16 protein-coding genes, 1 tRNA gene, 1 other RNA gene and 3 pseudogenes are annotated in these 23,216 nt (G+C 69.8%); 4 read left to right on the forward strand and 17 right to left on the reverse strand.

Going from position 1 to position 23,216, the window contains the following annotated elements; translation table 11 throughout:
* Positions 1-389: 389 nt before the first annotated feature.
* The 7 genes from ACIQU6_RS06045 to ffs all read right to left on the reverse strand — a co-directional run bounded on the left by ACIQU6_RS06045 (position 390) and on the right by ffs (position 7,626).
* On the reverse strand, positions 390-1,505 hold the full coding sequence (locus ACIQU6_RS06045) for an aspartate-semialdehyde dehydrogenase (protein WP_403480416.1): 1,116 nt from the start codon (positions 1,503-1,505) through the stop codon (positions 390-392).
* A complete protein-coding gene (locus tag ACIQU6_RS06050; protein WP_403480417.1) occupies positions 1,502-2,773 on the reverse strand; it encodes an aspartate kinase in 1,272 nt (423 codons plus the stop codon). Before ACIQU6_RS06050 ends, ACIQU6_RS06045 begins: the two co-directional genes overlap by 4 nt.
* A 338-nt stretch (positions 2,774-3,111) precedes the next feature.
* Positions 3,112-3,774, reverse strand: coding sequence for a DUF5063 domain-containing protein (locus ACIQU6_RS06055; RefSeq protein WP_403480418.1), 663 nt, complete (start codon positions 3,772-3,774; stop codon positions 3,112-3,114).
* Positions 3,767-4,366 carry a recombination mediator RecR gene (recR, locus tag ACIQU6_RS06060; RefSeq protein WP_403480419.1) on the reverse strand — a complete coding sequence of 200 codons (600 nt, stop codon included), beginning with the start codon at positions 4,364-4,366 and terminating at the stop codon, positions 3,767-3,769. Before recR ends, ACIQU6_RS06055 begins: the two co-directional genes overlap by 8 nt.
* 77 nt (positions 4,367-4,443) lie before the next feature.
* The gene (locus tag ACIQU6_RS06065; protein ID WP_403480420.1) at positions 4,444-4,797 is read right to left on the reverse strand and encodes a YbaB/EbfC family nucleoid-associated protein; all 354 of its coding nucleotides are present in this window, start codon (positions 4,795-4,797) and stop codon (positions 4,444-4,446) included.
* 205 nt (positions 4,798-5,002) lie between these two features.
* Complete coding sequence (locus ACIQU6_RS06070) at positions 5,003-7,444, reverse strand: DNA polymerase III subunit gamma and tau (RefSeq protein ID WP_403480421.1); 2,442 nt, start codon at positions 7,442-7,444, stop codon at positions 5,003-5,005.
* A gap of 83 nt (positions 7,445-7,527) precedes the next feature.
* Positions 7,528-7,626, reverse strand: an RNA gene (ffs, locus tag ACIQU6_RS06075) — signal recognition particle sRNA small type.
* A gap of 120 nt (positions 7,627-7,746) precedes the next feature.
* Between ffs and ACIQU6_RS06080 the strand changes: the two genes are divergently transcribed.
* Together ACIQU6_RS06080 and ACIQU6_RS06085 are read left to right on the forward strand one after the other, a co-directional pair.
* Positions 7,747-7,834 (forward strand) — tRNA-Ser (locus ACIQU6_RS06080).
* A 947-nt stretch (positions 7,835-8,781) separates the two neighbouring features.
* The gene (locus tag ACIQU6_RS06085; protein ID WP_403480422.1) at positions 8,782-9,741 is read left to right on the forward strand and encodes a hypothetical protein; all 960 of its coding nucleotides are present in this window, start codon (positions 8,782-8,784) and stop codon (positions 9,739-9,741) included.
* Between the two features lie 203 nt (positions 9,742-9,944).
* Here ACIQU6_RS06085 and ACIQU6_RS06090 read toward each other — a convergent pair.
* The 3 genes and pseudogenes from ACIQU6_RS06090 to ACIQU6_RS06100 all read right to left on the reverse strand — a co-directional run.
* A pseudogene (locus ACIQU6_RS06090) lies at positions 9,945-11,254 on the reverse strand (transposase); the annotation flags it as partial.
* A 27-nt stretch (positions 11,255-11,281) separates the two neighbouring features.
* Complete coding sequence (locus tag ACIQU6_RS06095; protein WP_403480423.1) at positions 11,282-11,815, reverse strand: transposase; 534 nt, start codon at positions 11,813-11,815, stop codon at positions 11,282-11,284.
* Positions 11,816-11,913: 98 nt separating this feature from the next.
* Positions 11,914-12,201, reverse strand: a pseudogene (locus ACIQU6_RS06100) (IS3 family transposase); the annotation flags it as partial.
* Between ACIQU6_RS06100 and ACIQU6_RS06105 the strand changes: the two are divergent.
* A complete protein-coding gene (locus ACIQU6_RS06105; RefSeq protein ID WP_403480509.1) occupies positions 12,139-12,279 on the forward strand; it encodes a hypothetical protein in 141 nt (46 codons plus the stop codon). The pseudogene ACIQU6_RS06100 and the gene ACIQU6_RS06105 overlap by 63 nt on opposite strands.
* On the opposite strand, the gene ACIQU6_RS06110 is transcribed toward ACIQU6_RS06105, so the two are convergent.
* From ACIQU6_RS06110 to ACIQU6_RS06130, 5 genes and pseudogenes are all read right to left on the reverse strand, one after another.
* The gene (locus ACIQU6_RS06110) at positions 12,276-12,506 is read right to left on the reverse strand and encodes a transposase (protein WP_403480424.1); all 231 of its coding nucleotides are present in this window, start codon (positions 12,504-12,506) and stop codon (positions 12,276-12,278) included. The two genes, ACIQU6_RS06105 and ACIQU6_RS06110, sit on opposite strands and share 4 nt — an antisense overlap.
* Positions 12,507-12,537: 31 nt before the next feature.
* A pseudogene (locus ACIQU6_RS06115) lies at positions 12,538-12,891 on the reverse strand (transposase); the annotation flags it as partial.
* Positions 12,892-13,129: 238 nt separating this feature from the next.
* Positions 13,130-13,330: a hypothetical protein gene (locus tag ACIQU6_RS06120; RefSeq protein ID WP_403480425.1), complete on the reverse strand. Its 201-nt coding sequence runs from the start codon at positions 13,328-13,330 to the stop codon at positions 13,130-13,132.
* Complete coding sequence (locus tag ACIQU6_RS06125) at positions 13,327-15,693, reverse strand: N-6 DNA methylase (protein ID WP_403480426.1); 2,367 nt, start codon at positions 15,691-15,693, stop codon at positions 13,327-13,329. Before ACIQU6_RS06125 ends, ACIQU6_RS06120 begins: the two co-directional genes overlap by 4 nt.
* 286 nt (positions 15,694-15,979) lie before the next feature.
* On the reverse strand, positions 15,980-17,665 hold the full coding sequence (locus tag ACIQU6_RS06130) for an ABC transporter ATP-binding protein (RefSeq protein WP_403480506.1): 1,686 nt from the start codon (positions 17,663-17,665) through the stop codon (positions 15,980-15,982).
* Positions 17,666-19,002: 1,337 nt separating this feature from the next.
* On the opposite strand from ACIQU6_RS06130, the gene ACIQU6_RS06135 reads away from it, so the two are divergent.
* A complete protein-coding gene (locus ACIQU6_RS06135) occupies positions 19,003-20,538 on the forward strand; it encodes an amidohydrolase family protein (RefSeq protein ID WP_403480427.1) in 1,536 nt (511 codons plus the stop codon).
* 294 nt (positions 20,539-20,832) lie between these two features.
* On the opposite strand, the gene ACIQU6_RS06140 is transcribed toward ACIQU6_RS06135, so the two are convergent.
* Positions 20,833-22,332: an MFS transporter gene (locus ACIQU6_RS06140; protein ID WP_403480428.1), complete on the reverse strand. Its 1,500-nt coding sequence runs from the start codon at positions 22,330-22,332 to the stop codon at positions 20,833-20,835.
* Positions 22,333-22,337: 5 nt separating this feature from the next.
* Positions 22,338-23,096, reverse strand: a complete 759-nt coding sequence (locus tag ACIQU6_RS06145; RefSeq protein WP_403480429.1) for a GntR family transcriptional regulator — start codon at positions 23,094-23,096, stop codon at positions 22,338-22,340.
* Between the last annotated feature and the right edge of the window lie 120 nt (positions 23,097-23,216).

Here is a 23,216-nt window from a genome sequence, read left to right on the forward strand (position 1 = left end):
CCACCGGTTGCAGCGTCACGGGATGCGAATGATCGAACAGAACATCAGCCCAGATCAAGTGGTCCGTACCAGCACTCCATACACCAAATCTTCACACGGCCTACAAATTATGTCGCAGGCCCCCGCCCCGCCGCAGCCACTCCCACCAACTGCCGCCCCCGCAACGGAAACCGGCCCGCACCGTCCCCAAAACACCCCTTATCGCCGCCACCCAAATCCCGACTTCCCAAACAAAACCCACAAACCTCAATCCGAGCCAGCAAACCACCCATCACGCCCCACACATCGCAAAACGCAAACAGCAAAGAGCCGGTCCCGGCCCGCAGTTCAGCGCTCCCGAAGCGCACGCCGTGACCAACGCCACCCGCTCCCGGAGCCCGCTACACCCCTTACGCCCCGGTATCCCCCACTACCAACTCCCCGATCTGCGCCGCGTTCAGCGCCGCCCCCTTGCGCAGGTTGTCCCCGCACACGAACAGCTCCAGCGCCCGCGGATCGTCCAGCGCCCGCCGCACCCGCCCCACCCAGGTGGGGTCCGTCCCCGCCACGTCCGACGGGGTCGGGTACTCGCCCTCGGCCGGGTCGTCGCAGAGCACGACCCCGGGGGCGACCGCCAGGATCTCGTGCGCCCCGGCGACCGTGACCTCCTTCTCGAAGCGCGCGTGCACCGCCATCGAGTGCCCGGTGACCACCGGGACGCGCACGCAGGTCGCGGTGACCGGCAACTCCGGCAGCCCGAGCACCTTCCGGGACTCCTCGCGGATCGTCAGTTCCTCAGAGGACCAGCCGTCCTCCTGGAGCGAGCCCGCCCACGGCACGACGTTGAGGGCGAGCGGCGCCGGAAACGGCCCGAGGGCGTCACCGACCGCCCGCCGCACATCGCCCGGCGCGGCGCCCAGTTCCTCGCCGGACACCATCGCGAGCTGCGCCCGCAGCGTCTCGGTGCCGGCCCGCCCGGCGCCGGACGCCGCCTGGTACGAGGAGACGACCAACTCGCTCAGCCCGTAGGCGGCGTGCAGCGCACCGAGCACGACGATCATCGACAGCGTGGTGCAGTGCGGATTGGCGATGATCCCGCGCGGCCGGATCCGCGCCGCGCACCCGTTGACCTCGGGCACGACCAGGGGCACGTCCGGATCCCCCCGGAACGCGCCCGAATTGTCCACCACCACCGCGCCCTTGGACACTGCGACCGGCGCCCACTGCGCGGCGGTCTCGTCCGGCACGTCGAACATCGCGACGTCGATGCCGTCGAAGGCGTCCTCGCTCAGCTCGACGACCTCGATCTCCTCGCCCCGCACGGTCAGCCCGCGGCCGGCCGAACGGGAGGAGTCGATCAGCCGGATCTCACCCCAGACGTCGGCCCGCTCGGAGAGGATCCCGAGCAGGACCCGGCCGACGGCCCCGGTGGCGCCGACGATCGCGAGATGCGGCTTGGCGGCCGGGCGGGCCCCCGTCCCCGCCGTGTCGGCGAGGGACGGACGGCCCGCCTCGGCCGGGATCATCGCCCGGTGCCGCCGTAGACGATCGCCTCGTCGCTCTCGCTGTCGAGTCCGAAGGCGCTGTGCACGGCCTGGACGGCCTCGTTGACGTCGTCGGCCCGGGTGACGACCGAGATGCGAATCTCGGAGGTCGAGATGAGCTCGATGTTCACGCCCGCGTTGGACAGCGCCTCGAAGAACGCGGCGGTGACGCCGGGATTGGTCTTCATACCCGCGCCGACCAGCGAGATCTTGGCGATCTGGTCGTCGTAGCGGAGCGAGTCGAAGCCGACCGCGGCCCGGGTCTTCTCCAGCGCCGCAACGGCCTTGCGGCCCTCGGCCTTCGGCAGCGTGAAGGAGATGTCCGTCAGGCCGGTGGAGGCCGCCGACACGTTCTGGACGACCATGTCGATGTTGACCTCGGAGTCGGCGATGGCACGGAAGATCCGCGCGGCCTCGCCCGGCTTGTCCGGAACCCCGACGACCGTGACCTTCGCCTCGGAGGTGTCGTGCGCGACGCCCGAGATGATTGCCTGCTCCATCGGCTGGTCCCCTTGCGGTTCGTTGCTGACCCACGTGCCCTGCAGCCCCGAGAAGGACGAGCGGACATGGATCGGGATGTTGTAACGGCGTGCGTACTCGACGCAGCGGTGCAGCAGCACCTTGGAGCCGGAGCTGGCCAGCTCCAGCATGTCCTCGAAGGAGATCCAGTCGATCTTCCGGGCCTTCTTCACGACCCGGGGGTCGGCGGTGAAGACGCCGTCGACGTCGGTGTAGATCTCGCAGACGTCGGCGTTCAGCGCGGCGGCCAGCGCCACCGCGGTGGTGTCCGAACCGCCGCGTCCCAGCGTCGTGATGTCCTTCTTGTCCTGGGACACGCCCTGGAAGCCGGCGACGATGGCGATGTTGCCCTCGTCGATGGACGCCTGGATGCGGCCCGGCGTGACGTCGATGATCCGTGCCTTGTTGTGCACGGAGTCGGTGATCACGCCGGCCTGGCTGCCGGTGAAGGACTGCGCCTCGTGGCCGAGGTTTTTGATCGCCATCGCCAGCAGGGCCATGGAGATCCGCTCTCCGGCGGTCAGCAGCATGTCGAACTCGCGCCCCGACGGGATCGGGGACACTTCCTGAGCGAGATCGATCAGCTCGTCCGTCGTGTCGCCCATCGCCGAGACCACCACGACAACCTGGTTGCCGTTCTTCTTGGCCTCAACGATTCGCTTGGCAACGCGCTTGATGCCCTCGGCATCCGCAACGGATGAGCCGCCGTACTTCTGCACGACAAGGCCCACGTGCGCTCCTCGCAACTGTCTTGAGCGGGAGGGGATCCCTCCCGGACCCCCTGATACGGGGGTACTGCGGTCGGCTCAGTCTAACGAGCGGGCGGAAACCGCCCCGCTACTACCGCATCGTGAGACACCGAACCCGCGTGATGATCAACTCGCCCTCGTGCCGACGCCGGTGGCGGCGGCCGATGAGCGTGCCGAACGCGGTCCGTGAACACCGTGTCCCTCTCCGGTCCAGCGCGGTGCTCCGTCGCACCGGCTCGGCGAGCACCTTCCCGTTCCGCCCACCGGCACACGGAAACGTAACCCAGTTCACACCGCCGGAACGGCCCGTGCCCCGGGGGTCACACCCCGCGCAGCCCCAACGGGCCGGCGATCTCCGCGGCCATGACCCTGCCGGCCTCCTCGGCCAGCCGCTCCTCGTCGCCGGCGACGCCGGTGTCGGTGTCCAGGCCGTCCAGCGCGTCCAACGGCTGGTCCAGGCGGACGTGGGCGACCAGCGACTGCAGCGCCCGGAGGGCGGCGGAGGCGGTCGGCCCCCAGTTGGAGAGGTAGGAGAACTGCCACCACCACAGGGCCTCGGAGACCCGGCCCGCCCGGTAGTGCGCCAGCCCGTGCCGCAGGTCGGTGATGATGTCGGCGAGGTCGTCGGAGATCCGGCAGGCCACCGGCTCGCTGCGCGGCACGTACGGGTCGAAGACCTCGGAGTAGACGTCCACCGGGTCGAGGAGCTGCGCGAACCGCTCGCGCAGCTCGTCCACGTCCGCCTCCGGGCCGGTGTCCGGTTCGTAACGCTCGTCGGGAACGATGTCCTCGTGGGCGCCGAGCCGGCCGCCCGCGAGCAGCAGTTGGGAGACCTCCAGCAGCAGGAAGGGCACCGCGCTGTCCGGCTCGTCGCCCTTGGCGACCTCGGTCACCGCGACGATGAAGCTCTCGATCGAGTCGGAGATCGAAACGGCGAAGTCGTCCGGGTTCTGTGTCGTGTCGTGCAGCGTGGCGTCAGACATCGAGAAGTCTCCTCCCTTCGAAGGCCCGCCCGAGCGTGACCTCGTCGGCATACTCCAGATCGCCTCCGACCGGCAGCCCACTGGCCAGTCGCGTCACCTTGAGGCCCATCGGCTTGACCATGCGGGCCAGATACGTGGCCGTGGCCTCGCCCTCCAGATTCGGGTCGGTGGCCAGGATCAGCTCGGTGACGGTGCCGTCCGCGAGCCGGGCCAGGAGTTCCCGTATCCGCAGGTCGTCGGGGCCGACGCCCTCGATCGGGCTGATCGCCCCACCGAGCACGTGATAGCAGCCGCGGAACTCCCGGGTCCGCTCGATCGCCACGACGTCCTTGGGCTCCTCCACTACGCAGATGACCGCCGGATCGCGCCGCGGGTCCAGGCAGACCCGGCACTGCTCCTCCTGCGCGACATTGCCGCACACGGTGCAGAACCGGACCTTGGCCTTGACCTCCATCAGCGCGTTCGCGAGCCGGCGGACATCGGTCGGCTCGGCCTGAAGGATGTGGAAGGCGATCCGCTGCGCGCTCTTGGGACCGACGCCGGGCAGCCTGCCCAACTCGTCGATCAGGTCCTGGACCACGCCCTCATACACGGAACGCCTTCTCTCTCTTCTGCCGTGCTGCGTACGCTAGTTGGCTACTCCCCAGAAGGGGAGGCCCCTCGGGTCCCTCAGAACGGGAGGCCGGGGATGCCACCGCCGCCGCCCAGCGCCTGGGCCAGCGGGCCCAGCTTCTGCTGCTGGAGCTTCTGTGCGGTGGCGTTGGCGTCGCGGACCGCGGCGAGAACGAGGTCGGCGAGGGTCTCGGCGGTGTCCTCCGCGGAGTCGGTGTCGACCGCCTTGGGGTCGATCACCAGCCCCTTGAGCTCGCCGGAGCCGGTCACCGTCGCCTTGACCAGGCCACCCCCCGCGGAACCCTCCACGGGCGTCTCCGCCAGCTCCTGCTGGGCGGCCGCGAGATCCTCCTGCATCTTCTGGGCCTGCTGGAGCAGCTGCTGCATATTGGGCTGACCACCGGGGATCACGACATGACTCCTGCCGTACGACAACGATTGTGCGGTAGCCCGAGCCTACGTGTTCCGCGCGCCCGGCGCCCTACGCCGCAGGGAGGAGCACTGATGTGCCCCGTACGCCCCCGGGACGGCAGCGACGGCGGCGCGGTCACCGGGCCGCGGCCGCGCACCCGGCGCCGCTCAGCGCCCCTCGACGTCGCCCACCGTCGCCCCCGCGTCACTCGTTGTCGAACTCCTCCAGGACCGTCGCCCCGAGCTCCCGCACGATCAACTCGTGGCCGCTGAGCGCGGAGTCGACGAGATCCGCGTCGTCCTCCGCCGGCATGTCGTACTCGATCGACGGGGGCTCCGGCGGGGTGTACGAGGGCTCCGGCGCGGGGCCGCCCTGGCCGCCGCCCGTGGACGGCGACGGGGCGACCGCCTCGCGCGCCATCCGGGCGCCCTGGCTGCCGCCGCCTCCGGGCCCCTGCTCGGGGGCCGGCGGGGCGCTCGGCCGGGCCGGGGCCGGCGCCGACTGCTGGGGCGCACCGCCGTAGCCGCCGGGCGCCCCGCCGCCGAAGCCGCCACCGCCGCCGCGGGCGCCGCCGGACGGCGGGTTGGCCCCGCCGGACGGATCGACGATCGCCTCGACCCGCCACCGCAACTGGAAGGTGTCGGCGAGCACGTCCTTGAGGACGTCCTCGCTACCGCCGTTGGCGAAGCTGTCCCGGGCGCCGGCGTTGGGGAACCCGACCTGCAGCGTCGTGCCGTCGAAGCCGGAGACCTGGGCGTTCTGGCTCAGCAGGATCCAGGTGAAGCGGCGGCGACCCTTGACCGCCTCCAGGATCTGCGGCCAGAGCTGCCGGGCCTGCGCGGCCCCCTGCGCCGCCGCGGCGGACGGCGCCGCGGGAGCCCCGCCGACGGGACCGGGCGCGGGCGCGGGGGGCGGCATGGGCGCCGCGGGCGCGCTGGGCGCGGCGGCGGAGGGCTGCCCGCCCTGCCCCGGCGCCGCGGCCGACGGCCAACTCCCGGGCTGCCGCGCACCGGGCGCCGGCCCGTCGCCCGTCGTGCCCCGGGTGCCACTGGGCCACGCCCCGGGCCGCGCCGCCCCACCCTGGACAGCGGCCGGTGCCGCCGGGGCCTGCGGGCCGCCCTCGTCCTGCCCGACCGGTTGGCCGGCCGACTGACCGACCGGCGCCGCACCGGAGGCAGCGGGACCCACCGAACCCGCCGGACTCCCGGAAACAACAGGACCAGCCGGACCCGCAGGACCCGCAGGCGCACCGGTCGCAGCCGGAACACCGGCCCCCGCGTCCCCGCCCGCGCCCTGCCCGCTCGTCGCCCCCCGCACCGCGGCGCGCGCCGCGGCAGGTCCGGACGGTCCGGCCGGCATCGGCGGATGCGCCTGGGGCCCCGGCGCATACCCGACCGCGGGCCCGCCGGACTCCAGCACGGCCCCACCGGGACCGGCGCCGCCCGCGGGCAGCCCGCCGCCCAGCGCCAGCGCCGCCGCCCCGGCACCCGCGCCGCGCTCCAGGCGGTCCAGCCGCGCCTGCACCGACCGCTCGTCGTCGTACGCCGCCGGCAGCAGCACCCGGGCGCAGATCAGCTCCAGTTGGAGCCGCGGGGAGGTCGCCCCGCGCATCTCCGTCAGCCCGGCGTTGACCAGGTCCGCGGCCCGGCTCAGCTCCGCCGCCCCGAACACCGACGCCTGCGCCGCCATCCGCTCCACGACATCGACCGGGGCGTCGATCAGCCCCTTCTCCGCCGCGTCCGGCACCGCCGCCAGGATCACCAGGTCCCGCAGCCGCTCCAGCAGGTCGGAGACGAACCGGCGGGGGTCGTTCCCGCCCTCGATGACGCGGTCGACGACCTCGAAGGCCGCCGCCCCGTCCCCGGCCGCGAACGCCTCCACGACTGAATCCAGCAGCGACCCGTCGGTGTACCCCAGCAGCGACGTCGCCATGGCGTACGTCACACCGTCCGCGCCGGCCCCGGCCAGGAGCTGGTCCATCACCGACATCGAGTCACGCACCGAGCCCGCACCGGCCCGCACCACCAGCGGCAGCACCCCGTCCTCGACCGGGATCTCCTCCCGCCCGCACACCTCGGCGAGGTACTCCCGCAACGTCCCCGGCGGCACCAACCTGAAGGGATAGTGGTGCGTCCGCGACCGGATCGTCCCGATGACCTTCTCGGGCTCCGTGGTCGCGAAGATGAACTTCAGGTGCTCCGGCGGCTCCTCGACGACCTTCAGCAGGGCGTTGAAGCCCGCCGAGGTCACCATGTGCGCCTCGTCGATGATGTAGATCTTGTAGCGGCTGCTGGCCGGCCCGAAGAACGCCTTCTCCCGCAGCTCGCGGGCGTCGTCCACGCCACCGTGCGAGGCGGCGTCGATCTCGATCACATCGATCGAGCCGCGCCCGTTGCGCGCCAGGTCCTCGCACGACTGACAGGTCCCACAGGGCGTCGGAGTGGGACCTTCCTCACAGTTCAAACAGCGCGCCAGGATCCGCGCGCTCGTCGTCTTGCCGCAGCCGCGCGGCCCACTGAACAGATACGCATGGTTGACCCGGTTGTTCCGCAACGCCTGCTGCAGCGGGTCGGTCACGTGCTCTTGCCCGATGACCTCGGCGAAGGTCTCGGGGCGGTAGCGGCGGTACAGCGCAAGGGACGACACGCTTACGACGATATCGGGCCCCACTGACAACCGGGCTGCCCCGAGCTCCCGGCCGCGCACGAGCGGGGAAGGCGGCACCCGCAAACGCAAGCGCCCCCCACGCACCCGCCAGAGCCGACCTACCCTTGCTGCCTTCCGGCCCTGGGGGAGTTCAGTCAGATAGCGCCACGTGAGGGGCTGCGCCCCACATTAGCGGATCCCCCGCCCAACAAACGACCCACCTCTCATCGGACCCCCTCGCCGAACCCCCTCCCCCGGATCATGTTCGCGAGCACTCCCCAACGTCTTGTATTGTTTGCGGCGGAGGATTCGCCTAGAGGCCTAGGGCGCACGCTTGGAAAGCGTGTTGGGGGCAACCCCTCACGAGTTCGAATCTCGTATCCTCCGCCAGTGCTCTCACCGGGCACGATGTCGAAGGGCCCCACCGTTCGCGGTGGGGCCCTTCGCAGTCTTCAGTCAACGTGCATGGCGCACCACCCACGCGCCAGCCAGCGGCCCTTCAAGCAAACCCCGCGACCTCCAAGGCCAGCTCCGCGGCGCACAGGACGGCGAGCTTCAGCCCTCGGTCGAACGTACGCCTGCCGAGCGGGGCTCCACCAGACACTCCGCGTTCCGCGCCGCCGGAGGGATCTGCCAGCCCCCAAGGGCGAGCCTCATGAGGTGTGCACTTCAGGGAGCTCGACACTTCAACCCTCAGGCGCCGGAATGTGACTTCGCACACACATTTCAATGTCGGCGCCTCAGTCAGACCAAGCCACCGCAGGCTCTTGAAGCCCGGGGTACGGCGTGAACTAGAAGAGCCGCTCGAGACGACGCCCGCACAGCGCGAGCCTTCGGGATCTTGTCGAGGCATCGCGCGGCCCCCACCCTTGCCTCGACTTGGGAACTCGCCCCGCCATCTAGCGCCACACGAAACCTCCGCGGCTCGATCTCCTGCCAGGCAGCGCACGCAGAAGGCATCTAGTCCGCCACCCGCTACACCCCCCTTCAGAGCGAGACCCCTCCGTGACGCAAGCCAACACCAAGGGCAACGACTCCTCATTGGGGCAAAAACACCACGTTCCCTACGCGACAGAAGGCACGCCACTCGTAGGTGGGATCCGAGTCGCGAGGCACACGCAAAGCAACATCGTTGACATATTCACAATGAAAACGATCAGAAATGCACATAAAAACCCTTAATCATAAAATAAGCATTCAGTTTCATGCAAAATGCAGGCTTGGGGTCGGTTTCAACACCCTCATCCTCTAGCGTGTCTAGGCGTGACGAAGAGGGATACCTCGATGCCACCCTCGAGTCGACCAGGAATTGACACAGCAGCAACAAAGGGCAAACCGTGAACGAGGAAGACAGCAGCAAATTGCACGTATGGTCCGAGACCATCGAAGTGACGCCCGCTAAGTGCTCAACTTGGATGGAAAAGAGGACATGCAATCGCGTCCCCTTGAGGCGCTCAAATGTCGACAAGTTCAAGAGCATTCTGCGAAACAAGCAATTTCTCACCACACATCAAGGTTTCGCCCTAGACCGGCACGGCTGCCTCATCGACGGACAACACCGTGCTGCCGCCATCATTGACACCGGCATTTCAGTGGTCGCACAGGTTACATATAACCTCACCCCAGACGCCTTTTCCGCAATCGACGGCGGCCGCGTCCGCACAGCGGGTGACTTCGTCGCACAGGCCACGCAGATGAAACAGAACAATTCCAACGTATATGCGGCCGCTCTGAAAATCCTCGCCAACCGGGCAGCAGGCCTCCACTGGACGAGGTGGACCAGTGGGCGGCTGGCGGCCGAGCAAGTGCAGGACCTGGTACCCAAATGGCCCGTCAGCGAAGAGCGCATCGTTAGCCTAATCGCTAAAGGAAGGCAATGCCATGCTAGCGCCACAGGGTTGATTGTTGCGCATGAAATCATCGCAGAGGTATGGCCAGAGAAAATCTCCGAGCTATTCTTCAAGGGGATCGGCGAGGCCAGCAAAGAATTTGTCGGGCGAGACCCTCGGGCCGTTTACACGAATACCATGCTCAACGTAAATCGTGGAGTGGTGAGTAGGGACAGCGTTCAACAATCTGCGCAAGCCATCAAGGCATTCAATGCCCTCGTGTCGGGTGACTTAATCGGCACGCTGAAGAAAATGAAGGCATCCGGAGTGAAGACCGTCAAGGACCGCCGAACAGGCGAGGAGGTCCAACAGGAGTACCTCGCTGACCGCTATCCCGAGGTCATTCAGCCCGCTATCAATTTGAGTGACAAGTGGCTTGGGGGAAAGGCCGTAGATTCGGACGGGTAGGTCGAATCGCACTCGAATCTGCGGAGGGGTGACACACCGTTGTTGCCCCGCCGGGAAAGCGCCAATGCTTCAACGGCAGCTTGCAACGAAATAACCGTAAGATCGCCTTACAAGTTCATTTCTCGCCTCTCTGATAGCCCCGGGGCCGGTCTGTTGTTACGACACTGTTGGTTAATCCAGGCCATGGTGACTTCGCCTCGTCGTTATGCGGCGGGGCGAAGTGCTGCCAGGTGGCTGGTTCGAGTGCGGGCGTGAGGTGTACCGGTGGGCCAGGCGTTGATGCCGATGAGGTTGACCGGAGCGCCGGTGAGCTGGTGCTGGAGGCTGGTCTTGGCAAGCCCGCAGTAGCGGGATCTGCGCAGGCCGCAGGCTTGCACTCCTTGGGAGATGGTGCCCTCGACCCCGGCGCGGATCTTGTAGCGGCCCTTCCATTCGTCGGTTGCCTGTAGCTTCCTGGCCTGGCGAAGAGCTTCATACTCGTGGCGGGGCCGCAGGGTGATCTCCCTTGACGCTGGGCTTTCGGCGAGCTGACACAGTCGCGGAGTCTGGGGCAGACGCGGCAGGCAGCGGGCGGGAACCGGACCCGGATCACGGGCAGTTGTTCTTCCGAATGGCGGTAGTGCCACTGTGTGCTGCTTGTCCCCGTCGATGGTGAATGTGTCCTGTCCGTAGCGCCCTCGCCGCGGGCCTGGGCGACGGTCACCGGCCACAGTGGCCCGTGCAGGGCGACGCCGTGTTCGCAGCGCGCGGCGGCCAGGGAACTGGAGTTGGCATAGCCGGTGTCGACCCAGTGCTCATCGGGCAGCAAGCCTCGTGCGGCCAGGCCGGTATGGACGGCGGCAGCCATCCGGTCATCGGAGACGGTGGCGAGGGTGGTGGCCACGTTCGTGACCAGATCCACTATGCCCGGCTCGCAAGTCTCGGTGAGGTGAACCTTGTAGCCGAGCCACATCGTGTCGCGTTTGACGCTGTTGCGCGCCTCGGAGTCATACGGGTACACCAGGCGTTTTGCACCTGGCGGGCGGTCTTTTGGGTCCCGTCGTTCCACCCCACCCTCCACCACGTGGAAGTGTTGGACCCACACTTGCCGCAGGAACTCCACCTGCGGCAGAGCCCGCAGCGCCGCAGGCGCGTCGTCCGCCCAGACCATATCCAGCAGACACATGCCGTCCGCCCCGATCCGCCGACCCACCTCAACACGCTTGGCCCGGGCTTTAGGGAAGCGAGAGTCCTCGATCCGGGTCGCGTAATGCCTGAACCAGTCCGGCAGAGCACGGGCCCTGAGCCAGTCCGGCTCGCTGCGGGCCACTGCGTTCAGCGCCGCCCGCAAGATCTCGCCGACCTGCTCCAGCCAGTTCAGCTCACCTGCCGACGAAAGCACATGAGTGGAATCGGTCCGCATCTTCCCGCCGGCGGTGATCAGCTCCTTCTCCTGAGCCGCGGCCAGGATCGCGTCAAGCACACCACGTCCGGCGTCCCCGTCCGCCAGATGGTCTCTAAGCTCCGAAATGAGCTTCCCCCGCTGTGCGAGAGGTGCTGATCAGCAGGTTGGGACGGGTTGATGGGTGTTCAGGTTCGCTTGTTCGGCCGTCGCTTGGTCGGTGTAGTGGCTCTCCTCGAACTCGATCGGGCTGAGGAAGCCGAGCCGTTCTTGGATGCGTCGGGAGTTATAGAAGCCGTCGATGTACTGGAAGAGTGCGAGGTTCGCCTTGGCACGTGTGGCGAAGGTGCGGCCGCGCAGGCCCTCGGTCTTGACCAGCATCCACAGATTTTCCACGAGGGCGTTGTCGTACGAATCCCCCACAGACCCCGTGGATGCCTCAATCCCCTCCCGCACAAGCCGTGTTGTGAGCTTGATGGACGTGTACTGACAGCCGTGGTCGGCGTGATGAATGAGCTCGCCGGGCTCGACCTCACGCGACGCGAGTGCGTACTCCAGCGTGGTCAGGACCAGGTCGGCATCCGCACGGGCGGAGGTCTCCCACGCCACCACGCGGCGGGAGAACACATCACGGATCGCCGAGAGCCATAACGGCCCCTCGCCAGTGGGATCATCGTCAGGTCGGTCACCCACAGCCGGTTCGGGGCCGACGCGGCGAAGTCCCGGTTGACCAGGTCCGGGGCGAGCGTGGCCTTTGGGTCGCGGCGCGTGAAACCGCTCTTCCGCCGCGGGCTCACACCCGCCAGGCCGTCCTCGCGCATCAGCCGTTCGACCCGCTTGCGGCCGACGCGGACGCCCTCGTGTTTGAGGACGGCATGCACCCGCGGCGAGCCGTAGATCCCACCGGAGTCTGCGTGAATGGTGCGGATCTGCTCGGTCAGCTCCGCATCCCGACGCCGCCGCTCACACGGTTCACGCCCGGCCCGACGCCAGCAGTAGTACGTGGAGGAGCGAATGTGCAGCTCCCGCAGCACGCACTCGACTCCCAGGCGGGGGTGCTCATCGAGGAGCGCCGTCACCTGAGCCGGGTCGGGTCGAGTTGCGCCGCGAAAAACGCCGAGGCCGTCCGCAGTACCTCGTTGGCCCGCTTGAGCTAGGCGTTCTCCATGCGCAGGGTCGCGAGCTCGGCCCGCTCGTCTGTGGTCAGCCGGTCATCACGCTCGCCGGCATCCGCCTCGGCCTGCCGGATCCAGCCACGCAGGGCTTCCGGGTGCGCCCCAAGATCGACGGCCAGCCGCTTGATCTGCGGCCTCGGGTCAGAAGTGCGATACATCCGCACCACACGATCACGCAATTCCAGCGGATATTTTCTGGGTGCAGCCATGGTCACTAGTCCTCTCATGAGTCTCATCTGACCCTCTGTCAACTTGCTCCGCATCTCGGAGGAATCTCAATAGCACCGAGAAGTCGAAGCCGGGATCAACCAGCTCCAGCCCCAGGGCGAACTTCCAGTTGATCCGGGCCCGCACCGCCTCAGCGGACTGCCGATCTGTCAGCCCCTCGACGAACTGCAGCACCATCGCCAGACGCCCTGGCGACCAGGCCCGCTTGCCCCGCGTCGGGAACAGGCCGGCGAACTGCTCATCAGTGAACAGCACCCCCAGCTCATCCCGGACTCGGATCGCCAGACTTCCCTTGGGGAACGCCGCCCGCGCCACCCGCACCGTCTCCACCGGAATCTCCCCCGGATCCTGCAGCTGCATTGACATCGACACCCTCCCCGTACAACAACGTCGGCTCTCAAGACCACAGCCAGGTCTTGAGAGCCGACGCCACGCGCAGAGCCGGATTAACCAACAGCGTCGTTGTTACGGACCGGCCCCGAAACGCTGCCTCCATCGGCCAGCGGCGGAACCTGAGGTCCGGTCCGTCGCAGCCTCGTCGGCTGGACAGATCGCTCTTTTTACAACCCTCTTAGCTCTCGGCCAAGGGCAGAGCACGCCGTTCTCACGAGATCACCGCCGCCGTCAGCACTCCAATGCACAGAGTCAGGCAACCAGCGAAGGCCACACCGGCGCCCATGACAGCTTCGGTGGGCGACTTTCCCACGTGGCGCTTCAGCATGAAGGCAACAAGGGCGACAACAACGGAGACCAGGGCTGCGGTGAGAAGCCAAGGGACGCGGACGGCAGGGGGCAGAGCGCTCATCGGTCATCCTCCGCGCGGTTGAGAGGCGTAAGGGGCTTGTCGATGAGGAAGGCGACCAAGGTGTTGTGCGCATGTTCGGTGGCGGCTGCGGCATCACGGAGGGCGGAGAGTTGCTGGTCTAGTGAATGAAGGAGCACGCCGATTCGCTGCTGTTCCTCGAGGGGTGGGAGGAGTACCAGGAGTTGACGGAGCGCACTGGTCTTAAGCGAAGCAACGGTGGTCATGCCGGAGCGATCCCTGATCCAGGCGCGTATGTCCGGAAGGGAAAGGAAAGCAAGGAGGTAGCGCGGATCGACGTGGGCGGCGAACTTGTGTAGACGCAGCAGATTGCCGCTGAAGAGGTAACCAGCCTGGTCGGGGCCGACCAAGGCCGAGGGACCGACCGTCCCTGTGCGGGTGCAGAGGATGTCGCCGCTCTGCAGCACGAAGCGGTCTAGTCGGCGAGCGACCACAGATGACGTTCTGCTCTCATCTGTTGGCTGGATGTACCGGTCCCGTAGGTGTTTGGGCAAGACGACCGGGACCTCACCATCAGGAGAGAACATCGCGGGGTTAAGCAGAGAGGGAGACGGGCCAGCTTGGACGGTGCACACCTCACCCAACGGCCGACGTTCCCAGCCTTTCGAAACCTGAAGCCGAATTCCGCCAGGTGACCGCTCCTCCTGCGCCCAGAGAGTCTCCGTAGCCGCACCAGCAACGTAGGCAGCGTCCTGGCTCCTGCGTAGGGCTTTGAGCGCTCCAGCGGCGTCGTCGCCCGAGGCCGCGGTGAGCCTGCTGGCGCTCACGTAGTCGAAGGGGTTGAGAGAGTAATTCTGTTGGCGGATTTCAGAGACGGCGACCGCCCTGGCCACCACACTCCGGTCGCCCGGCAGCGCAGCCATGTCTGGCAGGTCCTGGCCGCTTCGAAAGGCGCGGTAGAGATCCAACACGAGCTGTACTTCACTTTGATCGAGCTCACGGCGCGTCCTGGCCACCATGGAGCCCAGTTGCCGAGCGTTCACAAACAGCACTTCGGCGGGCTCTGACACCGGCGTTCTCAGTATCCAGATACAAGCTGAGACATCTGTCGCCTTGAAAAGGTGCGAAGGGAGCGCGATGAGGCACTCGATCACACCATCCTCCAGCATGGCCTTCCGGCTTGCCTGCTCTCTCGGCTGATCCGATGCGGCGGCGTTGTCGGCCATGACGACCGCGGCACGGCCTCCGCTTCGAAGCCTGGAAAGCACGTACTGCAGCCAACCGAAATTGTCATTGGACGGAGGCGGGGTCCCATATCGCCAGTCGGTAGCAGTGCTTCGCGTGCTCGATGCGTTGAACGGAGGGTTCGCGACGACGAAGTTGTAGTCGTCGGCGGGGCGTTGGGCTCCGCCGTCGGCCTGCCACGGCGTAGGCACGACGGCGGCAGATCGCGGAGTGACACCGTGCGTCACCAGATGCATCGCGGCCAGGCGCAGCATGCCACCGTCGGAGGCCATGGCATGCACCTCGGGGGACTGATCCTCGTCGTGGGCGGAAAGCACCGCGGTTAGCAGCTCTCCTCCCCGCGTACAAGGATCAAGGATTCGGTGCAGTGGCCCATCCACGATGGAGAGCCCGCCCAGTAGGTCCGCGATGGCCTGCGGCGTGAAGGCCGCCCGACTGTCAAGTGCATACGCCTCGGCGTATACGTCAAGCAGCATGCGGAACGCTGCACGATCGAGAGCGTGGACCAGGTCTACGAGGCGAGCGGGGTCGGCCCCGCGCTCGGGCGCGAGCTGGCCCAGTGCCGCCACCATGTCAGGTAGCACTCCACGGGGGCGAAGAGATATGTCCGCTGCGGCGCCCACCCGGTCCAAAAAGCGATATGTGTCTCGCGGGCTTGGGAGACATGCGGACTGCCGTACACGCTCCCATTCATCGGGGACCGCCCACCGTAGGAAGGTGAGGCACATGGGTAGCGGCAAGTAGTCGGCGAGCGAAAGCGCGCCCCACTGCCGCAGCATCGACTCTTCCAGAAGTTCGGCCAATGCCTGGCGAGTCCGGTCCGCTGCCCGCTCGCCAGGGTCCAGCCCTGCTGTCTGCGGCCCACTCGTGACCTCTGCTGTGCCATGCGGCATCTGTTCCAGCGCCGCGCGAACCCGATTGCCGTAGGTGGTGGGGGGTGTCTTGGTGGGGACACCTACGCCTCGCGGAACAGTCCGGGTGTCCAGCCAGCGGATGACGTCGGCGAGCCTGAAATACTCTGCTCCGCCCGAGCGAACGGCAACCGGGAAGTCCTCATGGCGCCGTACCCAGTTGGTGACGGCAGACCTCCCCACACCGGCTAAGCCTGCGATCTCGGCCCGCGAGACCAGACGGTCTTGGGTGTAGTACTCCTCGCCCACAGCTCTTCTCCTTTGCTCCCCTCAGAACGGACAGTGCGAGGGAAACGTAGAGCGTCCGCGTCAGTGACTCAACTGCGCACTGCAGTGCGCATATTGCACAACCCTGCCGCACGTCGATACAAGGAAGCCTCGCCACTCTCCAGGTGCTGCATTGACGTGCAGATTTAGGGTCTGACGGCTCCTCTTGGCATGCAGGACTACATAATCAGACTTCTCTCACTGTGAACTGCGGACACAACTACTCTATGGGTGGAACGGCTTCTTTCCGCCACGTGCTTAGGCCCCACTACGCCCGTCCCTCGAAGAGGTCTGCGTACAGGCCGGCGTGGGTGAGGAGTTGGGGGTGGGTGCCGGACTCGGTGAGGTGGCCGTCGTCGAGGACGAGGATGTGGTCGGCGGTGGTGGCCAGGTCGAGGTCGTGGGTGATGACGAGGGTGGTGCGGCCGGCGGCGAGGCGGTGGAGGGGGGCCAGGATGCGTTGGGCGGCGAGGGTGTCGAGGCCGGTGGTGGGCTCGTCGAGGATGAGGACGGGGGCGTCGCGGAGCATGGCGCGGGCGATGGCGACGCGCTGTAGTTGGCCGCCGGAGAGGGCGGCGGTGGCGGGGGCGATGACCGTGTCGTAGCCGTCCGGGAGGGCGGTGATGAAGGCGTGGGCGTCGGCGGCCTGGGCGGCCCGGACGACCTCCTCGCGGGTGGGGGTGGGGCCCTCGCGGCCGGAGGCGATGTTGTGCGCGATGGTGTCGTGGAGGACCAGGGTCTCCTGCGGGAGCAGGGTGATGTTGCGGCGGAGGTCGGCCAGGGGGAGGCGGTCGACCGGGATGCCGTCGAGGCGGACGGTGCCGGAGTCCGGGTCGTAGAAGCGCAGCAGGAGGGCGGCGAGGGTGGACTTGCCGGCGCCGCTGGGGCCGGTGACGACCAGGAACGCGCCGGGGTGTGCGGTGAAGGTGAGGGAGCTGAGGGCGTTGTGGTGGGGGGAGTTGGGGTAACGGAAGGTGACGCCGTCGACGCGCAGTTCGCCCCGGGCGCGGTGCGGGAGGGGGAGGGTGCGGGACGGGGGCGGGTCGGTGACGGCGGGGTGGGCGTCGAGGATCTCCAGCAGCCGGTCGGCGGCGGCGGTGGCGGCGGTGGCGGTCAGGCCGAGCCGGCCCAGGGAGCGGATGGGCGGGTAGAGGTAGCCGATGAAGGCGGCGAAGGCGAGGAGTTGGCCGAGCGTCATCCGGCGCTGGGAGATCTCCCAGGCGCCCAGGCCGATGATGGCCAGCACGCAGAGGGTCTCCAGGATCTCGACGAGTTGGTCGTAGAGGGCGTTGAGGCGGGCGCTGGCGACCGAGGCGCGCAGCCAGCGGCGGGCCTCCCGACCCAGGCGCTCCTCCTCGTCGCGCTGCCGGTTGTACGCCTGGGTGAGGACGACGTTGACCAGGGTCTCCTCGACGACCGAGGTGAGGGCGCCGTCGGCGGCGCGCTGACGGCGGGAGACCTCGCGCAGCCGGTTGGTGAAGCGGCGAGTGGCGAAGTAGAAGAGGGGGGCGGCGACGAAGGTGGCCAGGGCCAGTTCCCAGCGCAGCCAGAGGGCCGCGGCGCCGTAGAAGAGGGTGGAGAAGAGGGCCGCGCAGGCGCCCACCAGGCCGCTGACCACGAGTCGTTCGATGGCGTCGACGTCGCCGGTGAGCCGTTCCACCAGGTCGCCGCGGCGGTTGCGTTGGAAGAAGTGCGGGGGCAGCGTCTGGAGGTGGGTGAAGACGCGGGCGCGCAGGCGTAGCAGGAAGCGTTCCGCGGTCCAGGCGGCCAGGGAGTTGCCGAGGTAGCCGACGACGGCGCCGATGACCGCCACCGTGAGCCAGGTGCCGGCGGGGGTCCAGAAGGCGCTGACCGAGCCCTCTTTGAGGGCGGTGTCGGTGAGTTGGGCGAAGAGCAGGATCGTGACGGTCTCGGCGAGGGCCGCGACGACGGCGCACCCGCCGACCATCAGCATCCAGCGGCGGTCCCCCCGGGTCAGCGGCCAGAAGCGGCGGAACGCCTCCACGGGGCCGACGTGCCGGGTCAGGATGGGGGTGTCGGTGGGGAGTTGGGCGACGGTGGCCGTAGGGGGCGCGGGGGGTTCGGGCTCCGGCGGCGTACGGTCCTCGGCCGTTCTGTGTTTCTGGCCGTTGACCTTCCTGACCGCCTTGGCCGGCTGCTCCGCCCCAACCGCCGTGACCGGCTGCGCCGTTTGGACCGTCGCCTGCTCCCGGCCGTCGGCCGTCCTCGTCCGGCGGCCGCGGCGCGTGCTGCGGGCGCTGCGCAGATGCATGGTGGTCACGTGGTGGGCCACCAGGGGCCGTTGACGACAGCCCGCGAGGCCGGCTCGCGCGTGGGGCGCGGGCCCGCCTCGGGGTGTGCCTCAGGCCCTCGGGCCCAGATCACATCTCATGGGTTGTCTAAGATCAGCGGTTCGCTGGATACGTGTGACAGCGGTACAGGTTCAGAGCCTGACGATGACGAAGAATCCACCGCGGCCTCCGCGACCGCCATAGCCGCCGCCGTAGCCGCCGCCATAACCGCCGCCGTATCCGCCTCCGCGACCTCCGCCGCCGCCCCAGTCGCCGCCACCGCGGCCCCTGTCGTCTCTGCGGCTGCGGGGGAAGAATGCCTTGAAGGTCATCTTCTCCTCCAGTGATCGAACGTCGCCGCGGCGTGTCCGGACCGTGCTCTGGTGGCGGTTCGGCGCGCCCGTCAGGGCCTTCCCTGGGGGGTTTCGTCCGGCGGAACGCTTCGTCCGCGACACTGCCGACACTACGACGACCCCCCGACCCCAACAAGCCCCATATGTGAAAATTCAGGCAAAACGGGCAGGTCACTGCGGGTGCGAGGGGGGTCGCCGAGGGTTGTCGGCAGCCCCCGACGAGGGGTGTTCGGCCGCCACCCGAGCACCCTGCCGCCACCCGCGCCCCCGACGTCCCCAGCCCCGTCGGACCCGGGAGCCAGCCGGGGGCGCCGGGCCGGCGGCGGAGGCGCTCGGGGCTCGTGAGATAAGCGGGTCCGTTTTGACGGGCCGTCAGCTTCGGTGACCCCGGCCCAACGGCCGCCCCGCATACCGTGTTTCGACGGCGTTACGCCACCGGATGGGCCCTCGGCAGCCGCCCTGAACTGGGGCGTCGGGCGGCCCTCGGGAGGTTCCGCCACCCGCCCCTCGGCCTCGCCCTATCCCGAATGTCGAAAGTCTTGTTCCGCTTCGCGGCGGGTCCTAGGGTCGGGCCACCCGGCGCGGCCGACCCGGTCCCCCGGGCCCGGCCGCGCCCACGTATGCGGCGACGGAAGCAGGCGAGCGGGTTGACGAACGGGTCGGCGAACGAGCGGCAGGACCGGGGAGCGGCGCAGGAGTCGGAGCGGGAGGAGGGTGGGCCGCCCACCGGCTTCGGGCGGCGCGGCTTCCTCGCCGGGGTGGCCGGCGCGGGCGCGGGCGGACTGCTCGGCGGGACGGGCACCGACACCGCCTACGCCCAGCAGTCGGCCGGAAGCGCGCGTCCCAAGGGGCAACCACCGCTCCACCCCGACCAGTTCGCCGGCGACCGCCAACTGCTCGTCCCGGAGGTGGTGCTGCTGCCGGGCGGCCCGGTGCGCGACCACGCCGTCCTCGTCGAGGGCGGCACCTTCCGCTCGGTCGGCCCGGCCGCCCGGCTGCTCGCCGCGCACCGCGACGGGCCGGCGCCGGTCCGGCTCGACGGCCACCTGCTGATGCCGGGCTTCGTCGACGCGCACCACCACCTCACCCAGAGCTTCGGCAAGGCCCAGTCGTTCGGGCAGCCGTCGGAGATCTTCAAGACCACCTGGGAGCCGCTGGAGCACGCGCTGGACGACGAGACCGCCTATCTGTCCGCGAAGTTGGCCGCCCTGGAGGCGCTGCGCGGCGGCTTCACCACCGTCGCCGACGCCGGAACCCGGGCGCCGGTCGACGTCGCGGCGGTGGCCAAGGGCACCGAGGAAGCCGGCATCCGCTGCGTCCTGGGCAAGATCGTCTCCAACGGGACCGGTGGGCCGGCCCATTTGGGGCGCTGGGGCGGCCACCCGCTGGTCCACCCCTCCCTGGCCATCGCCGTCCCGGAGGACGCCACCGGCCCGGTCCTGAGACGGACCGCGGAGCTCTGCGCCGAGGCCGGGGCGGTCTTCCAGATCCACGTCAACGAGCATCTGGCCTCCGTGGAGCGCTCGTTGAAGAGCGTCGGGCGCCGCCCGGTGGACTACCTGCACCACCTCGGCGCCCTCGGCCCGCACACCCTGGGCGCGCACGCCACCCTCCTGACCCCCACCGAGATGCGACAACTCGCCGACACCGGCGCGGCGATCAGCTACAACCCGGTGGCCAGCGCCTGGAAGGGCAACGCGGTCGCGCACGCCACCATGCTGGCCGCGCTCGGCGTCCGCTTCGGCACCGGCACCGACGGCACCCGCGGCGACGGCTTCCGGCTGGTGGACGCCGCGGAGACGGCCCAGCGGCTGGCCTACGGGCTGGCCGCGGGCGACTCGGTGTGCGGCGCCGGGCACCTGTGGCTGGAGCACGCCACCGCGGGCGGCGCCGACGCCCTCGGCCTGGGCCGCGTCACCGGCCAGATAGCCGTCGGCAAGGCCGCCGACTATCTCCTGGTGGACCTGGCCGTCCCCGAACTGACGCCCTCCTACGACCTGCGCTGGGAACTCGTCCGGCTCGCCAACCGGGACCAGATCCGCGCCGTGGTGGTGGCCGGCCGGCTCCGGCTGTGGGAGGGCTGGCCGCCCGACTGGGACGCCCGGGCGCTGGTGGCGCGGGCGGCGGAGGTGGGGCCGGCGGTGGTGAAGCGAGCCGCGATTCGGCGGGTGACGCCGCGGTAGGGGGTTTGTGGGGTGGGGCCGGCGGTGGGTGGTGGTGGGTGCTGGGTGCGGGGCCTCCGGGGTGGTGTCCTGGACTGCTTCGCCTTACGTCCAGGACACCACCCCTCCGGCCCCACACCCTCCCGCCGAACCCCGGCCCCACCCCAAGGGGGGAGGTTGAGGAACAGGCCCTGGGTGGGCAGGCCCAACCCACGCTTCTGGTCTCGGGGTTACCACGACGGCCCCGTCGTTCCCTCACCCACCACCCCGCAGACCCCCGGCACCCGCCACGCACGGAGAGCGGCCACCCGCCCACTAACTCCTCGGCATCCAGCGGAAGACCGCCAACGCCGCACCCCCCACCCCCACCGCCAACGCCAGCATCGCCACGTGCAGCCCACCCGTGAACGCGTCCACCACCGCCGCGCGCAACGCGGCGCCCGCGGCCCCCTCGGCCCCCCGGCCGCCGATCGCGGCCTGCGCCGCCGCCACCGTCGTCGGGCCGCCGGGCCCGGCCAGCGGCGCCGGCAGGTGGGCGGTGAAGACCGCGGTGGTGAGCGTGCCGGTCACCGCGATCCCCAGTGCGCTCCCCAACTCCCGGGTCAGGCTCTGGAGTCCGGAGCCCACCCCGGCCCGCTCCGGCGGCAGCGCGGCCATCATCGCGTGCGAGAGCAGCGGGGTCGCGGTGCCGCAGCCCAGCGCGGTCAGCCCGGCCCCGAGGGCGTACAGCGCGTACGGCGTGCCGGCGTCGGCCGCGGACACCGTGGCCAGCCCGCCGGCCAGTACGAGCATCCCGGCGGCGACCGCGCCCCGCCGCCCGCACCGCCGCTCCAGCAGCAACCCGCAGCGCGGCCCCGCCAGCAGCGCCGCCGCCATCGGCAGCAGCCGCACCCCGGCACCCAACGGGCCGTAGCCCTTGGCGTATTGGAGGTACTGCCCGTTGAGGTAGAACAGCCCGAACATGCCGACGAACAGCACCGCCATCCCGACCGCCCCGGCCCGGACGGCGGGGCGGGCCAGCACCCGGGGGTCCAACAGCGGCTCCGGGGCGCGCAGTTCGCGCCGGACCCAGCCGGTCAGCAGCAGCCCGGCCAGCGCGAGCGAGCCGAGCACCCACGGGCTCAGCCAGCCCGCCTGCGGCCCGCGCACGATGCCGTTGAGCAGCGCCAGGAACCCGCCGGTGAACAGCGCCGCGGCCAGCGGCGCGGCCGGGCCCGGATGGCGCGCCGGCACCGGCGCGACGGCGGCGACCAGCAGCCAGGCGCCCACCGCGATCGGCACCACGCAGACGAACAGCGCCCGCCAACTCCCGTACTGGATGGCCGCGCCGCCGCCCACGTTGCCCAGCACCGCGGCCAGCCCCGTCATCGCCGCCCAGACCGCGATCGCCCGGCGCCGCGGCCCGTCCGCCAGCCCGTCCACCAGCAGCGCCAGGGTGTTCGGCAGGACGGCCGCGGCGCCCACCCCGCTGAGCATCCGCCCGGCGACCAGCACCCCGACGTGCGGCGCCGCCGCGCACACCGCCGAGCCGACGACGAAGACCGCCATCCCGCACAGCAGCACGCCCTTGCGGCCGCGCCGGTCGGCCAGCGCCCCGGCCGGCACCAACAGGCAGGCGAAGACCACCACATAGCCGTCCACCACCCACACCACCGCCTCGGCGGACGGGTGCAGCGGCCCGGCGGACAGGTCCGGGATGGCCAGGTTGACCGCGGAGACCATCCCCACCACCAGCGTCACGCACAGGCACATCGCGACCGTCACCGACCGCCGCGGCGCCGCCGTCGACGGCCGCGGGCGCACGCCTTGGAGCACCCGGCTCACCCCTCCCGCACCCGGTCCAGCCGGGCCCGCAACGTCAGTCGGTCCCCGCGCAGATGGATGAACTCCAGGTCGGCCGGCCGCCCGTCCGCCAGCCGCGTCAGCCGGTCCACGGCCAGCACCGCGCCCCCGGCCGGCATCCCCAGCACCGCGCACGTCGCCGGGTCCCCGACCACCGCCCGCACGGCCACCTCCGCCGACCCCAACGACCGCCCGGCCGCCCGCTCGATCAGGTCGAAGACGTCCCGGCTCTCCAGCCGCGCCCGCCTCAACGCCAGCAGCGGGCCGCCCACTTCGGGGATGAGGTACGTGCAGTCCAGCGACAGCGGGGTGCCGTCCACCCGGCGCAGCCGCTCCAGATAGACCGCCTCGCTCCCCTCCGGGAGGCCCAGCCGCCGCGCCACCGAGGCCGGTGCCCGCACGGTCCGCGCCGCCCGCACCTCGTTGGCCACCGTGCCGTGCCGCTGCAACACCTCGGCCAGACCGGACAGTTCGCCCAACGGGTGCTCATAGGTCCGGCCGACCACCACCGTCCCCACCCCGCGCCGCCGCTCCACCAGCCCCTCGTCGCGCAGCAACCCCAGCGCCTCCCGGACGGTGTTCCGCGAGGTCCCGAACTCCGCGATCAGCGCCCGCTCGTCGGGCAGCACGCCCTCGGGGAACGCGCCCCGCAGCACCTGCCCGCGCAGCACGTGCGCCACCCGCCGCGCCCGGTCCGCGCGCGTCAGCCCCTCCCCCGCCCCGGCGTCGTCCGCCATCGCCGCCCTCCTCCCGCCGGCTCCCAACGCCCCCGACGCTAGGCAAGCCCCGTTACGGCCGCGTTACGCCACCCACTGTGACCTGCACGGATGTCTGACCTGCGGGTTCGGGGAAGTCTC

Origin of the sequence: Streptomyces sp. NPDC090442 (genome assembly GCF_044769405.1) — a bacterium.
Classification (GTDB): Bacteria; Actinomycetota; Actinomycetes; order Streptomycetales; family Streptomycetaceae; genus Streptomyces.

Coding starts and splice junctions, on each gene's coding strand:
- ACIQU6_RS06045 (WP_403480416.1), bottom strand. CDS start 1,505: ATGATCCCGGCCGAGGCGGGCCGTCCGTCCCTCGCCGACACGGCGGGG.
- ACIQU6_RS06120 (WP_403480425.1), bottom strand. CDS start 13,330: ATGAGCGCTCTGCCCCCTGCCGTCCGCGTCCCTTGGCTTCTCACCGCA.
- ACIQU6_RS06110 (WP_403480424.1), bottom strand. CDS start 12,506: ATGGCTGCACCCAGAAAATATCCGCTGGAATTGCGTGATCGTGTGGTG.
- ACIQU6_RS06055 (WP_403480418.1), bottom strand. CDS start 3,774: ATGTCTGACGCCACGCTGCACGACACGACACAGAACCCGGACGACTTC.
- ACIQU6_RS06145 (WP_403480429.1), bottom strand. CDS start 23,096: ATGGCGGACGACGCCGGGGCGGGGGAGGGGCTGACGCGCGCGGACCGG.
- ACIQU6_RS06130 (WP_403480506.1), bottom strand. CDS start 17,665: ATGCTGATGGTCGGCGGGTGCGCCGTCGTCGCGGCCCTCGCCGAGACC.